Origin of the sequence: Domibacillus iocasae (assembly GCF_001750285.1) — a bacterium.
GTDB classification, from domain to species: domain Bacteria; phylum Bacillota; class Bacilli; order Bacillales; family Domibacillaceae; genus Domibacillus; species Domibacillus iocasae.
On the sequence record NZ_MAMP01000001.1, the window covers coordinates 94115 to 107902 of the forward strand.

Consider the following 13788-nt stretch of genomic DNA (forward strand, 5'->3'; position numbering starts at 1 on the left):
ATCCTTTATCGTCATGTTAAGATCTTCCTTTCTCTACTGCTTTCATAAGCCGGACCTGCCAGTATAATGAGATCCATGGCAGTACAAATGCTGCTGTAAAAACAACGCCCGTTTGAATCCCAATGTCAGTAATACTAAAAAAACAGAGCCGCCGCGACGAGCAGCCCAATCAGTACAATGTTTTCAGCTGTTCTCATTTTTACTCCTTTGTCCCATTCTTTTTGTTTATTCAATGATGAAGTCTGCCGCTAAAGACTGTCCGCCAATTTTTTTAACAATCCGGTACGTTCCTTCTGACAAAGGCGGGTGAAACAAATAAAGCGGGATGGCTTCTGTCTCCATTTCCCCTGGAGAAATAAAAAGAGCGATTTCAACAAATGCAGCCCCATCTTTAAACGGAACCATTCGCCAAACGCCGCCCACTTTTTTTTCCATCGTGAAGTGTTTGCCATATACGACTTCTTGTTCACTTTTGTTTTCAATTAAAATAGTCATTTTTTCTGCATCCGGCGCGTACATTTTCTGCCCCGCTTCCATCGACACGCCATTTTGTTCAGATGGAAGCGACTGTGTTTCGGCTTCTTCAAGCTGTTGATCTGCATTTTCTTTGCATGCGGTGAGACCAAAGCATAAAGCAAGAAAGAAAAACAAAGCCTGTTTTTTCATCTCACTGCCCTCACTTACATTTATCCACATTATAATTTTATTTTTCCTACTAATCAATGAACCACTTCCTTTACAAAAAGAGTGTGCAAAAATCAGCTTATGGACTTCTGCAACACTCTTTTATAAATTACATTGTTTGTTCAGCTTTTTCGAGCAGATTCGTTGTCAATTTCGATAGCCCTTCTGTTGTTTGGCTGATTTCCTGAATGGACAGAACGATTTGATCAAGGTCTTCCTTGTTTCGTCCGAACATCGTCACATAGTTTTCCATTTCCATTTTGACGGTAGAAAGACCGTTTTTCACTTGCTGCAGTTTCATTTGAGACTGCTCATTCGACTGATTTACTTCTTCCATTTGGCCGACAAGCTGCGCAATGTTTGCATTATTTTGCCCGATTAACGTATTGATGCTGTTGCTCATTACTTTGGAATTTTCGGCAAGTTTCCGTACTTCACTGGCAACGACAGAGAACCCTTTGCCGTGCTCTCCGGCGCGCGCCGCTTCAATCGATGCATTCAACGCAAGCAAATTCGTCTGGTCTGCGATGTCTTCAATGCCTTTTGTAATGCTGATAATTTCCTCTGAGGTCTGTTTTAATTCACTAATTCCCGATAAAGAAGCGCTGACTTTTTGGATCGATTGTTTAAACTGCCCTTCCATGTCTTCCATTTGTTCTTCATTTTGGGCCGTTAAACCGACCAGGTTTTTACTGCTTTTTTCCGTTTGACCGGTTTCCTGCAAAATTTGCGATGCTCTTGAACTTGTGTCTGAAATAGCCGCTTCTGTCTGCTCAACGGATGCAGCAACTTCCTGGCTCACGGAGACGATTTCCTGCTGCAGCGTATTTTTCACTTCATTTGCCTGTTCCGCTTCCTGAACCCGGACATTCATGTATTGATCAATCACCATTTGTGCGTCCAAATTCATTGCATGCGTAATCGCTTGAATGGCTTTTGCCAGCTGTTCAGGATCGCTTTGAAAATGCTCAATAATTTTTGGAATAATCAATGTATTAAAAGCAGAGTAGGATGCAACAAACCAGGTAACCGGGACAGAGTATCGGCTGTGGGTCTGTCCCATTCTCTTGCGCATTTGTAAAAACGATTCATCCATTTTCCCTGTCAGAAGGCTGCTGAAGTAATCGGCAAACACTTTTTTCAATCGCTCTCTACTCGAATGATCCTGTGCAATTCGTGCCATTTCAGGACTTTTTATTAAATGATCCAGCACGTTTTCAAGCACATCATCCAAAATTTCGTTCATGACCGGTGCCATTTTTTTTAGCAGGTCCATCTGTTCCTGCGTATAGCCCATATAGTAAAGGCGCGGCGTTAAGCTGTCATCTGCGGAAACGGCAATGGCGGTTTTTTCGGGAAATTGTATAGCGGCTTTATAGCCTTTTTCGCTTTTATCTTTAAGGAAAGGAAACATAGGTGATCCTCCACATTCTATAAGATGTACTCTTTCTTTATTATGGAGGCTTGGAATAGGCCATTGCAACTACCAATGTTCTTTCAATTAAGTCTTTTGGCGGTTATTCTTTCGGGAAGAAATGATTTCCGGCTTATTCTTTTTGTCTTTTCTGTTTTATTTCAAATAAAAAAAAAGCTTCTCAGCTTCTTTTTTCTTCATCGTATAGTTAACCAGCATCTTTTTCTACGTTGAGTCGGTCATTTAATAAGTCAGCCGCTTGCATTTCTGTCATACTGTTGCTTAGTTCAAGCTCGCTGATGAGAAATTGCATCGCTTCCCGAAGCATCATTTTTTCATTGGAATTTAGTGCTTTTTCTTTTTTGACGAGCATCAAATCACGGATGACTTCCGCTCCATCTTGTGTTTTGCCTGTTTTCATTTTGTCGGTGTTGATCTTGTATCTTTGTTTGTACGTCAATGACCGATCGATTTCTCCCTGGCGAAACATGTCCATTACTTTCTCAATCGCGGTCATATTCAATACGAGCCGCATCCCTGAGTCATCCATTTTTGCTATCGGAAGCATCAGCTGTAATTTTCTCACTGGAAAAACCATAATAAAGTATTGCTGCGTTTTCCCTTGGATCTCTTTTTCTTCAATGGCTTTGATTACGCCTGCTCCATGCATCGGATATACAATCTTGTCACCTATCTCAAACAAATGATCCACCTCCATGGATTGTTTCTTTTTTAAGGATAGCATACCATGCTATTTTATTCAAATTTATTATGATACCATTTTTTTATTTTAAATGTCAATATATTTTATTTCAAAAAAGACTGCTTTTTATTAAGCAGCCCTCTCCTAATACAGCGTTTGGCTCAAGCATCGTGTGGGCTGCTTCCATACCATGGTCGATCACATCACATTTTTTGTCACTAATAGTAGCCTTCACTTTATCCCATGAAATCCGTAGTACAATCAACCAAACGCTTTCCTTGGTCAATTGAAGGAAGTGGATGTTCGATAGGATTCTTAGCCCACTTTCGATATCGGCTACCGTCTTTCTTCACCATCTCATAAAAATCATGATAATGAACCGTTCAAACAAGTACTTTTTTTTACAGGACTGGGTATAATGAATACAGTCATTTTAAAATGAAAGGTTTGAGACCATGTTTGTTAAAACTGTTTATATAAGCGGCTTCATGCCGGAAAACGCCACACTGCTCGTTCATTTGGCCAGCCAATATGTATCTGATATCCATCTTGAATATCAGAATCGCAAAGTCAATGTAAAGTCGATCATGGGTGTCCTTTCGCTCGGCTCCATAAAGGGTGAAATGACATTAACAGCAAAAGGCATCGATGAATACGAAGCCATTAAAGCGATCGGCGCGGCAATGGAATCAAAAAAAACACGCTCTGCTTAATGGCAGTGCGTGTTTTTTTAATCAATCCTTAAGTCAAGAAACAAATAGCTGCTCTGAATTGGGTACGAAAATGTACGGATGCGCACGTTTGTCTCTAAATCCTGGTATACCTCAGATAAAATGCTCTTTTTATCGGTCTTCATTTTGGCGATGTTATGCAGGAAATATGGCCGTCAGCTCTAGTTTTTTCCCTTAAATCCCGCTTTTTTTTCCAGCTTCCATCGGCCATCGTATAATTCGCCGTTTTTTGATTGCCTTTGTCATCTATACACCGTTTTCCGCACATTTAGAGAAAAATTTTTATTTTATATAACAAAAACTGACACGTATTAGTTTCTCTCCCAGTCATGATCGCTCATTATATATTCATGTGTTTCAGCCAGCACGGACTTTAATTTGTGTGTTACCTGTCTCTCATCGTAGGCACAGACGGCTGTAATCGAATGATTGGGAAATTGGCGATTTAATTCTTTTTCATATTGACCGACTGCCTCTACGTTTTGGGCTGTTGCCCACTCTATATGCCCCCATGTGCGGACGCTGTTATTTCCATCTTTTAAATAAGGCGCTGTCGATTTGGCGAAGTGGTCATATATACGAACTGGATTAAACGTTTTATGCAAGAAATAAAATGTAAAATTGTCTTCCATAAGAACCAATGGCCTCTGCTCATCGGTTAACACTGGGCACAATTTTTTATGAATCATCGGTATGATTTTATTGTTTTCCACGACCAAAACATGCTCACCCTTCTCTACACCTGCTGTGATGTACGCAGCTGCGTTTGTAACATATGTATCCAAATCATGAAAGCAGTAGGCGATATGACCCGATGCTTCCACAAGTTTTTTCGTTACGTCTATTATGTTTTTTCCCATATCCAAAACCCCTTTATACTAAAAATAAAAAAGCCAAAAAGAAAGGCCGTCCGCCTTTTCTTTTTGGCTTATATCCAGTTCCGTGCCTGGCTTATTGCTGCCGCTATTCTTTTGGTTTTAAGATGAATAAAATTGTACTTTTATCTCGATCAAAATTCCAGTCAACGAAAAAATCGATAAGCTGGGCGTTTAATTGTTTTTCAAAAGCTGATTTATGCTCTTCAATAAGCCGGCGCTCTAGATTACGTTTCGCTAATTTTAACGTTTCTTGAAAGCCAAGCCGATTTAATTCTTTTTCAATGTTAATTAAAAGACCTTCCCTGATTATAAGAATCGTCCGATTATTAATCAAAGAAGAAAAAACCACGTCTGGCTGCTTTTCCGCTTCTTTGGTAAGCCGTTTCACTTCTTTTTCCACTTCAGATTGAGCTGGATAAGACTCACGCCCCATTGCTTCATTCCCAATCGCAACAAACATCCCTGATTGTTTTTCTAAATTCCAATCATAATAAAATTCATTTACTTGAATGCCTGCGCTGAGATGAATGTGTTCACTTATTTCATCAATCAATGTCTCCATCAGCAGATCTCTCGTTTTCTGCACATATAAACTTTCCTCTTTTTGCAAAAGTGTTTTTTCTAATGGAGATAAAAATTTCGTGAAATAAATAGTGACCACAGAACCCGATATTGTCGCAAATATCGTCTCCGGTCCTCTTCCAAATTGCTCCCGGAGAAGACGCCCCACAAAACTTCCCAATTCTTTTTGTACTTTTAATTTGTCCATGTCCATTCCCGTCCTTGAGGTAAAATAGCCGTCTTGTTCATTCTACCTTTTCCGAGGTCAGGCGAACAGCGTTATTTCTCGTTTCACCAACGGATCTTTGCATCATATCAAGTAGTATATGCTTGGAAGATCCGGGTATATTCCATAATTTTATTTCTTGATGAATATGTTGAAGTGTACCAAATCCCTTCAAAAGTCCGTTTAATCGGGCAATGAATGTCGAATTAGTAAAAGACGCTTCAGATGGAAAGAAAGTCTTCAGCATATCTGCAGCTCGCTTAAACCGCATCAGCTATTGTTTTCATTTCGCAGTCTCCTTTTTTCTTATCATAGCGAATATTCTTTTATGTACAAAAGAAAACGCTTCGGGCATCTGCAGCCCGAAGCGTTTAGTCTGAAATAGAAATGGTAAAGGCGCCTGTTTCATCGGCGGTAATGACCGCTTGTTTTTTTTGTCCGTTCTGTTCAAGTTCATACGTTTGAACCGTTGCGTTTAACTTGGCTGAGTCTGTGTCAAGGTGGGCTTCAGCAGGTACGGCATCAGCTGGCAAAAAACGCTTGGCCAGCTCCACAGCTGCCTGTGCGCCTATTGGCATTGAGCTTGAAAGCTTATGTACGTTCTTTTCTTCGTCAATCCAGCACGTTAATTTGGCGTTAATACCGGGGATTTCAAACAAAATCATATCGTTCGTTGACTCAGTGGATGGCTGGCCGCACACATTTATAAACGCTTGAATGGAATCGCCCACTTTTGGGTAAGCATGATGCATAAAAATCGCTCCTTTGATTAATGATCTGCTTTTGGATTTTACCCTTAATGCAACCCTTCAAAACATCCCGTTTTCATTGTCCTATCCAGTGCAATCTTTCCAAAACCGATATCATTTGCTACTGATTTTTCTGCATGTTTACACAGCTTAAAACCAATAGTATGAACAAACAAAAAAAAGGTGGTGAGATAACATGGCATCCAACAACCGACAGCAGCTTCTTGTGCCTGGTGCAGAACAGGCTTTGGAACAGTTTAAATACGAAATTGCCAGCGAATTCGGCGTCACACTCGGTGCAGATACCAATTCACGGGCAAACGGTTCAACCGGCGGCGAAATGACGAAACGGTTAGTCCGCTTAGCCCAGCAGGAGCTTGGCCGTTAATCCATTTTTCCCAATCGTTTAAAACGCGCACCCTATAAAGTAGAAACGAGAAACCACTATGGTTTTTGCCGCTTTATTTTCGGGTGCGCTTTTCATTTTTCCAACCACTTAACGTTCCTTACCGAAAATTGACACATATTGGCGGTCTGATTCAAATGTATGTCCATTCCATTTCATCACATTTTCCATATAGCCAAGCCGGTCAGCACTATAGCGCCCGGCAATATTTTGATAAGCGACCAGCTCATAAACCCCATCGCGCTCAAAATCAACCGGATATAACCCCGACAGAGGCGATACCCAGCCTTGAATTGGCTTTTTCAATGTGCCGTCCGGGTTGTAAATTTCGTTTAAATAGTCTTTTCCTTTTGTTGTGAGATCAACAATATACCGTTTATCCGGCTGCTTGCTCGTGACCTCTGCCTTGTAATGGTCTTGATAACGGACGTCGTATTCCCCTTTTTCATTAAATGCATTCGCCTCGAAAATTTGATTAAAACGCCCGTTCCTAAACGAAAAGACATAAGCATAAATCGCACCTCCGCTTCCCCCGGTATTAATGACGATTAAAATGTCCTTTACCCGGTCTCCCGTGAAATCGCCAAGAAAAATGGTAGGGTGATACCCAGCATTTTCCTGGAGCGGAATCCGGAAAGATTGAGAGGTCCGTCTGCACTGGATAACAAGTGTAATCTGCTGTAAAAAAGGGCTGCCAGGCGTTTGAACGGCAGTGAGATACACAACATCCGTCACGCCGTCTCCTGTCACATTTCCGTATTTTACCTGAACAACCTTTTTCATCTCAATTTTCCCTCCCCTTTCTTCCTGATTTTTTTCAGCTTTACCATCCGTATGTATGAGGCCAGTATTTTAGAATAAACAAAAAAGAGACAGGAATGGATTCCTGCCTCTTTTATATCTTCATTAATTATGGAAGTTTGTTCCGTCTGTTGTCGCTTCGATGATGCCGGCACGAATGACGAAATCACCGAAATGTTCGCCTTCCTGCCGCTCGTTTGCGTAACGTGACAATACGACACGCAATTCTTTCAAAATTTCCTCTTCCCCGATGTTTTCACGGTACATCTTGCTCAAGCGGCTTCCGTCGTGTGCAGCCCCAAGATACATGTTGTATTTGCCGACTGCTTTGCCGATAAAGCCGATTTCACCTAACGCGTGGCGTGCACAGCCGTTCGGGCAGCCGGTCATCCGGATGGTAATTTCTTTGTTACGAAGGCCATTTTCATCGATGATCTCATCGATTTTGTCCATCAATGTCGGTAGGTAGCGTTCTGCTTCTGCCATCGCAAGACCGCATGTCGGAAACGCTACACACGCAAGCGCGCTGCGGCGGATCGCCGAGTGGTGGCGACCTTCTGTTAAGCCATATTGATCAATAAGGGCATCAATCTTTTTCTTGCTTTGAGCAGATACGCTGCCAATGATCAAGTTTTGATTCGCCGTTAAGCGGAAATCCCCTTTATGAACTTTCGCGATTTCACGAATGCCGGTCATGAGCTTGTATTCAGGATAGTCAACAATCCGGCCGCCTTCGACAAACATCGTGAAATGCCATTTGCCTTTGACGCCTTTTTGCCAGCCGTAACGGTCGCCGTTATGGTCAAAATGGAAATCGCGTGCTTCTCCAAGCGTCCAGCCAAGGCGGCGCTCGAGTTCAGCTTTTACATTTTCAAGACCAAGACGGTCAACTGTGTATTTAAAACGGGCATATTTACGAACTGAGCGGTTTCCGTAATCACGCTGAATCGTAATGACTTTTTCCGCCAGGTCGACAACTTTATCTGGTGTTACAAATCCAATCACTTTTCCAAGCTGTGGATACGTTTGCGTGTCACCGTGTGACATTCCCATGCCACCGCCGATTGTCACGTTAAAGCCAGCCAGCTGGTTGTTTTCAATGATGGCAATAAAACCAAGATCCTGCGAGAATACGTCGATATCGTTAGACGGTGGTACAGCAATCCCGATTTTAAACTTACGCGGCAAGTAAAGCGGGCCATACATTGGTTCCACTTCTTCCGTTTCCGGCGTGCCGGCTACCTTTTCTTCTCCAAGCCAAATTTCATGATAAGCACGTGATTTCGGCAGCAGGTCATCACTTAGCTTTTGCGCCAGTGCATGTACTTCTGTATGAATCTCTGACTGATATGGATTCGATGTAGCCATAACGTTCCGGTTTACGTCTCCACATGCTGCAATCGTATCCATCATCGTCGAATGGATATCCTGAATTGTTTGTTTCATGTTCCATTTTAAAATACCGTGAATTTGGAACGTTTCACGTGTTGTTAGTTTTAATGTGCCGTTGCCATATTTATGCGCAAGACTGTCCATCATCAGCCACTGTGACGGTGTTGCGACGCCGCCCGGCAGGCGGACACGCAGCATAAATTGGTATGCCGGCTCTAATTTTTGCTTTTGGCGCTCTGTGCGCAGGTCACGGTCATCCTGCAAGTAGCTGCCATGGTGTTTCATAAGACGGTTATCATCATCTGGAATACCTGCTGAGATCCGGTCTTCCATCACTTCCGCCAGTGTCCCGCGCAAGTAGTTGCTTCTCTCTTTAATTTCTTCTACGTCGCTTGGTGCGCCGGCGGGTGCTTTTAACAGTTCATTCACCGCTTTGCTCATTGTGCTGGTCCCCTTTCAATCAAAAACTTAATATACGTCACGCTGATAGCGTTTTTGTTGCTGCATGTCGGCTACATATTGCTCCGCCTGTTCGCGGCTCATGCTGCCTTCTTTTTCTACAATGTCAATTAATGTATTGTGAACGTCGTGTGCCATGTTTTTCTCGTCGCCGCATACGTAAACCGCTGCGCCTTGCTCCAGCCATTCAAACAATTCTTTGCTGTTTTCCTGCATGCGATGCTGGACGTATACCTTTTCAGCTTTATCGCGAGAGAATGCCACGTCCATTTTTGTGAGGACGCCTGACTCAAGCCATTTTTGCCACTCTGTTTGGTACAGGAAGTCTGTGACAAAATGCTGGTCGCCGAAGAACATCCATGCATTTCCTTCTGCACCTGACTCTTCACGCTCTTGCATGAACGAACGGAACGGCGCAACACCTGTGCCTGGTCCAATCATAATAACCGGTGTTTCCGGATTTTCCGGCAGCTTGAAGTTGTCGTTATGCTGAATATAAACCGGCAATGTATCACCCGGCTCTAAGCGCTCTGCGCAAAGAATCGAGCAAACGCCGTTCCGATCACGGCCGTTTGCATTATAGCGGACCGCACCGATTGTTATATGCACTTCTTCCGGATTGGCTTCTAAGCTGCTTGCAATTGAGTAAAGACGCGCTGGCATTTTGCGAAGTACATCCGCGAATGCCTGCGGCGAAACACCAAATGGGCCAAACTGCTGCACAACATCAAGTAGATCGCGGCCGTGAATGTACGCCTTCACTTTTTCGCTGTCGCTGATTAGCTCATGCAGCTCATCGATGCCGGTTAATTGGGCGATTTTTTCGAGCAGCGGTTTTGTTAACACGGTAATTTCATAATGAGATAAAAGCGCGTTACGCAGCGAACGAATATCGCCCTGCTTGTTAATCGTAATCGTTTCATCCGGATTCCAGCCGAGTGCCGCGATCAATTCATCGACCAGCTTCGGATCGTTTTGCGGATAAATACCAAGGCTGTCGCCCGGTTTATAAACAAGGCCGGAGCCTTCAAGTGAAATTTCAAGGTGACGTGTTTCTTTATTCGAACCGCGCCCGTTTAAATTAATGCTTTCAAGCACTTCCGCATGAAACGGATTTGTTCTTGAGTATTCGAACTCTGCTGCCGCCGGTGCACTTGCCGCTGCCGGAGTTGATGCAGCCGCCGCAGCAGATGAAGCTTCGGATAATCCATTTACCACACTGTTAATCCATTCCGCTGCCGGTTCGTCAAAATCAAGGTCACAATCAACACGCGGCACTATACGCTCGCCGCCAAGCTCTTCAAGGCGCTGGTCAAATTCTTTTCCTGTCTGGCAGAAAAATTCATACGAGCTGTCGCCTAGAGAAAGAACAGAAAAACGAAGTTCATCCAATTTTGGCGCCCGCTTGCCATGAAGGAACTCATGGAACGTAATCGCATTATCCGGCGGATCGCCTTCTCCGTGCGTACTGACCACAATCAGCAGATTTTGCACTTTTTTCAAATTGTTCGGCTTAAAGTCACTCATTGCTGAAACAGTGACATTAAATCCTTTTGATTCAAGCGTTTTGCCGGCTTTTTGGGAAAGCCGCTGAGCGTTTCCAGTTTGAGAGCCGTATAAAATGGTCACATCTTTCGACACCGCTGGAGCTGCCGGCGCTTGAATAACTGCATTGGCTGTCTCCGCTGCAGCCGGTGCCGGTGCAGCCGAAACCACAGCAGCTGGTGCAGCCGCTAAAAAGCCGCCTAACCATATTTTTTGTGATTCGGTTAACGTTGGCAGAAGACGATTCAGGAGCTCTGCCTGCTCCTCATTAAACGGACTATTCGTTACTTGAAGTTGCAACACGATCCACCTCACATAATATAGGAAAATTCTTTTAACGCCATAATAATACATTTATCGTAGACTTATTATTCCTACAAGTCAAGTCGGTTTTATTTATATTAATCATTAGTGATAACTTATATTAAAAATACATTCAATAAGAATCATTCTCAATTATACATAAAAAACAAGGCCGTCCCTAAAAAAAGAGGACCACCTTGTCTTATAGGATTGGTCTTTTCGTTTTTAAGCCGGTATTTCCCTTACGCTGGCCGGTATACTATTTTTTTCCGCCCAAGCAGCAGCAAAAACGCCCTAAATTTATTTATACCGGCTCAAGCCGTTCCACCCCGCTTAGAAAATCTATTCATCGTGCGTAGGATGCGCGCCTGGATATTGCCTCGGCACATTTTCGTGCTGCCGCCTGAATTCATACGTAAACGCACTTGCTGTTCGCTGATTCTCTTTCCACGGCGTGCTTTTATTTTCTACCTGTGTCGTTATTCCCGTCGCTGCCCCGTAAGCCCCTTCTGGAAATTCTTCCGGTATAATGGTCTGCTGGTCCTGTATATTCGTCAGTTCTTGATAATTCGTTTCTTTATCCAACTCCTCACCCCCTTTTTACTAGTATGTCCATTTAAGATAGCGCTGATTTTTGTTTTGTTCATTCTAATGAGGGGAAACAATAAAAAGGAGAAAAAACGAGGGGAGAAACCGAAATGGATAAAATAAAATGGACAGTAGACTATTCGCAAAGCAGCATCATATTTGATGCCGATCAAGTGAAAGGCCTCTTTCATTCATATGAAGCTGTTATAGAGTCAGTTCCCGGCAACCTCGTCGCGGCGAACATTGCTTTCATGGTTGATCTGAAAAGCATTGATACAGGCGACAAAAACCGGGATGCCTTTTTAGTAAGCGAAAAATTCTTTGATGTCGAAAAATTTCCAGATATGCGCTTTATCGCTAACAATATTTTGGAGCATGAGGAACATCAATACGAATTGATCGGGGAATTTTCCCTTCATGGCATAACCCGGACCGAGTCTTTTTACGCCACATTTAAAGGCGAAGCAGAAGATTCTGATACTCATGAGAAAAGCAGCTTTAAAGGAAGCGGCACTGTGAAGCGAAGCGATTACGGGCTGGCGGACGGCGAAAATATGCAGGGAGCACTGACCAGCGATGAAGTTCATTTTACACTTAACATTCAGCTCAAAAAAGATTCATGATAGCCAGAGGAATTTTGGCTTACAGCGTTGTATCAATGTAGAGGATTAAAAACAGTTCCCTTCCCAATTATTCGGCAGAGAGCTGTTTTTTGTTTTCAAAAAGGGCTTTTCGTTATTCCTTATCTTCGTGTATCGTTGCTTTCGACTCGGCCTGTGCTGCTTCCGTGCTTTTTCCTTTTGATGCAAAGTCTTTAAGCAGGCTCGCGACATCAATACCGGTTAATTCTTTCAATGGGTCCTGAATGCCATCAGTGACGCCTTTGCTGATCGATGGAATGCCGGATTCGCCGCCGGTCTGGATCACTTTAATGGAATCCACGTTGTTCAGCGGCTGGGCGATTTTTTCTGCAAGCAGCGGCAGCATTTCGATAATTTTCTCCGTGATGATGTGTCGCCGTGCTCTTCAATCGCTTCCGCAAGCAACTGGCGGGCTTTTGCTTCCGCTTCCCCTTTTTTCAAGACAACTTCCGCTTCAGCAAGACCCGCTTCACGAGCAATTCTCGCTTTTGCTGCGCCATCGATTTGGGCTTTTTGTGCTTCAGCTTCCGCTCTTTTCGTTGTTTCATAGAAATCAGCGTCCGCTTTTGCTTTCCTGATTTTCGTTTCTTCCGCTTCGAGTGTCACAAGCCGTTCACGCTCAAGCTGCTGAATCCGAAGCTGCTCTTCTTTTTCACGGCTGATTAAAATGAGCTCCGCTTCTTTCACTTCTTTGGCTAGCTTTGCTCTTTCAAGCTCGTAGGACTGCTCGGATTTTGCCCGTGCCCGTTCTGTTTCTTCTTTAATCGCCGCATCTTTTAAGTCCTTTGCTTTTTTCGATTCGGCGGTGGCGATTTCGCGCTTGTATTCTTCTTCACGCGCTTCCTGATCTGTTTTCGCTTTATGAATGCGCGTTTCCCGTTCGCTGTCCGCTTCGGCGATTTCCGCCTGCTTGCGCACTTCCGCAATCCGCGGGCGCCCCAGGTTATCGAGATAGCCGTTTTTCGCGTCTGAGTCGCGTAAATCAGTCAACCCAAGTGACGTAATTTTAAAGCCCATTTCATCAAGCTGCTTTTGAGCAATTTCGGTTACCTGCTTGTTAAAACCTTCCCGGTCGCCATTAATTTCTTCCACCGTCATTTTAGACAAAATCGCCCGCAGGTTGCTTCCAAGAACTTCTGTAATTTCTACTTCAATTTCCTCCTGTTTTTTGCCCAAAAACTGCTCGGCGTAGTTGGCAATCCCTTTTAGAGTGTCTGCTACTTTCACCATCGCCACAGCATCCGCGACGATCGGTACGCCGCCATTTGTGTAGACACGGGGTGTCGTTAATTTCAGCTGAAAGGATGTTAAATTCACCGGTGTTGATGTCTGGAACATACGGAGACAATATCCGCCGCCGCGGATAATTTTCATCGAACGCCCTTCATCATCCGTAAAAATATTCGTTTCTTTTTCAATATCCCCAAGCTTCGGCCCCGTAATGACGAGCGCTTCATTTGATTTCGCTGTCCGGTAGCGCACCTTCATGAAAAAATACCAGAATGCGGCACCCATTACGGCAAAAACAAGAACAAGAATAAGAAGAATGACTGCATTTCCCATAATAAAGTTCAACTCCCTTTCATGGTAAAATATTGATCAATTAACGATACGTGATCACAAGAATGGAAGCTTCATTTAAAAGGTAGTTTTTTCAAAAAAAGCAGGACTCTCTTGATTGGGCTGCTTCTTTTATCGATTTATTTT

The 13788-nt window shown here is 43.5% G+C and carries 15 protein-coding genes and 1 pseudogene; 3 read left to right on the forward strand and 13 right to left on the reverse strand.

Going from position 1 to position 13788, the window contains the following annotated elements; all coding sequences use genetic code 11:
• Positions 1-225 precede the first annotated feature (225 nt).
• The 4 genes from BA724_RS00515 to BA724_RS18395 all read right to left on the reverse strand — a co-directional run bounded on the left by BA724_RS00515 (position 226) and on the right by BA724_RS18395 (position 3066).
• A complete protein-coding gene (locus tag BA724_RS00515) occupies positions 226-666 on the reverse strand; it encodes an immunoglobulin-like domain-containing protein (protein WP_069936740.1) in 441 nt (146 codons plus the stop codon).
• Between the two features lie 127 nt (positions 667-793).
• Positions 794-2098 carry a globin-coupled sensor protein gene (locus BA724_RS18950; protein ID WP_069936741.1) on the reverse strand — a complete coding sequence of 435 codons (1305 nt, stop codon included), beginning with the start codon at positions 2096-2098 and terminating at the stop codon, positions 794-796.
• Positions 2099-2306: 208 nt separating this feature from the next.
• Positions 2307-2816, reverse strand: a complete 510-nt coding sequence (locus tag BA724_RS00525; protein WP_069936742.1) for a CarD family transcriptional regulator — start codon at positions 2814-2816, stop codon at positions 2307-2309.
• Positions 2817-2910: 94 nt separating this feature from the next.
• Positions 2911-3066 (reverse strand): hypothetical protein, encoded by a 156-nt coding sequence (locus tag BA724_RS18395; protein ID WP_169818468.1) that lies wholly within the window; start codon positions 3064-3066, stop codon positions 2911-2913.
• Positions 3067-3256: 190 nt separating this feature from the next.
• Here BA724_RS18395 and BA724_RS00530 point away from each other — a divergent pair, with 190 nt between their 5' ends.
• Entirely contained in the window at positions 3257-3514 is a 258-nt protein-coding gene (locus BA724_RS00530) for an HPr family phosphocarrier protein (protein WP_069936743.1), read from the forward strand.
• A gap of 17 nt (positions 3515-3531) precedes the next feature.
• On the opposite strand, the gene BA724_RS19160 is transcribed toward BA724_RS00530, so the two are convergent.
• From BA724_RS19160 to BA724_RS00550, 4 genes are all read right to left on the reverse strand, one after another.
• Positions 3532-3675 (reverse strand): EAL-associated domain-containing protein, encoded by a 144-nt coding sequence (locus BA724_RS19160; RefSeq protein WP_425388965.1) that lies wholly within the window; start codon positions 3673-3675, stop codon positions 3532-3534.
• Between the two features lie 168 nt (positions 3676-3843).
• On the reverse strand, positions 3844-4392 hold the full coding sequence (locus BA724_RS00535; protein WP_069936744.1) for an MEDS domain-containing protein: 549 nt from the start codon (positions 4390-4392) through the stop codon (positions 3844-3846).
• A gap of 103 nt (positions 4393-4495) precedes the next feature.
• A complete protein-coding gene (locus BA724_RS00540; protein ID WP_069936745.1) occupies positions 4496-5179 on the reverse strand; it encodes a Na-translocating system protein MpsC family protein in 684 nt (227 codons plus the stop codon).
• Positions 5180-5568: 389 nt separating this feature from the next.
• Positions 5569-5949: a hypothetical protein gene (locus tag BA724_RS00550; protein WP_069936747.1), complete on the reverse strand. Its 381-nt coding sequence runs from the start codon at positions 5947-5949 to the stop codon at positions 5569-5571.
• A gap of 193 nt (positions 5950-6142) precedes the next feature.
• On the opposite strand from BA724_RS00550, the gene BA724_RS00555 reads away from it, so the two are divergent.
• On the forward strand, positions 6143-6334 hold the full coding sequence (locus BA724_RS00555; RefSeq protein ID WP_069936748.1) for an alpha/beta-type small acid-soluble spore protein: 192 nt from the start codon (positions 6143-6145) through the stop codon (positions 6332-6334).
• A gap of 108 nt (positions 6335-6442) precedes the next feature.
• Here the strand turns inward: BA724_RS00555 and BA724_RS00560 are convergent, their stop codons facing one another.
• The 4 genes from BA724_RS00560 to BA724_RS00575 form a co-directional block, all read right to left on the reverse strand.
• Entirely contained in the window at positions 6443-7135 is a 693-nt protein-coding gene (locus tag BA724_RS00560; RefSeq protein ID WP_069936749.1) for a hypothetical protein, read from the reverse strand.
• Positions 7136-7258: 123 nt separating this feature from the next.
• Positions 7259-8986, reverse strand: a complete 1728-nt coding sequence (gene cysI, locus BA724_RS00565) for an assimilatory sulfite reductase (NADPH) hemoprotein subunit (RefSeq protein WP_069936750.1) — start codon at positions 8984-8986, stop codon at positions 7259-7261.
• 27 nt (positions 8987-9013) lie between these two features.
• Entirely contained in the window at positions 9014-10849 is a 1836-nt protein-coding gene (locus BA724_RS00570; RefSeq protein ID WP_069936751.1) for an assimilatory sulfite reductase (NADPH) flavoprotein subunit, read from the reverse strand.
• Between the two features lie 345 nt (positions 10850-11194).
• Positions 11195-11437 carry a hypothetical protein gene (locus BA724_RS00575; RefSeq protein WP_069936752.1) on the reverse strand — a complete coding sequence of 81 codons (243 nt, stop codon included), beginning with the start codon at positions 11435-11437 and terminating at the stop codon, positions 11195-11197.
• A 113-nt stretch (positions 11438-11550) separates the two neighbouring features.
• Here BA724_RS00575 and BA724_RS00580 point away from each other — a divergent pair, with 113 nt between their 5' ends.
• Positions 11551-12063: a YceI family protein gene (locus BA724_RS00580; protein ID WP_069936753.1), complete on the forward strand. Its 513-nt coding sequence runs from the start codon at positions 11551-11553 to the stop codon at positions 12061-12063.
• A 112-nt stretch (positions 12064-12175) separates the two neighbouring features.
• Here the strand turns inward: BA724_RS00580 and BA724_RS00585 are convergent.
• Positions 12176-13644, reverse strand: a pseudogene (locus BA724_RS00585) (flotillin family protein).
• Between the last annotated feature and the right edge of the window lie 144 nt (positions 13645-13788).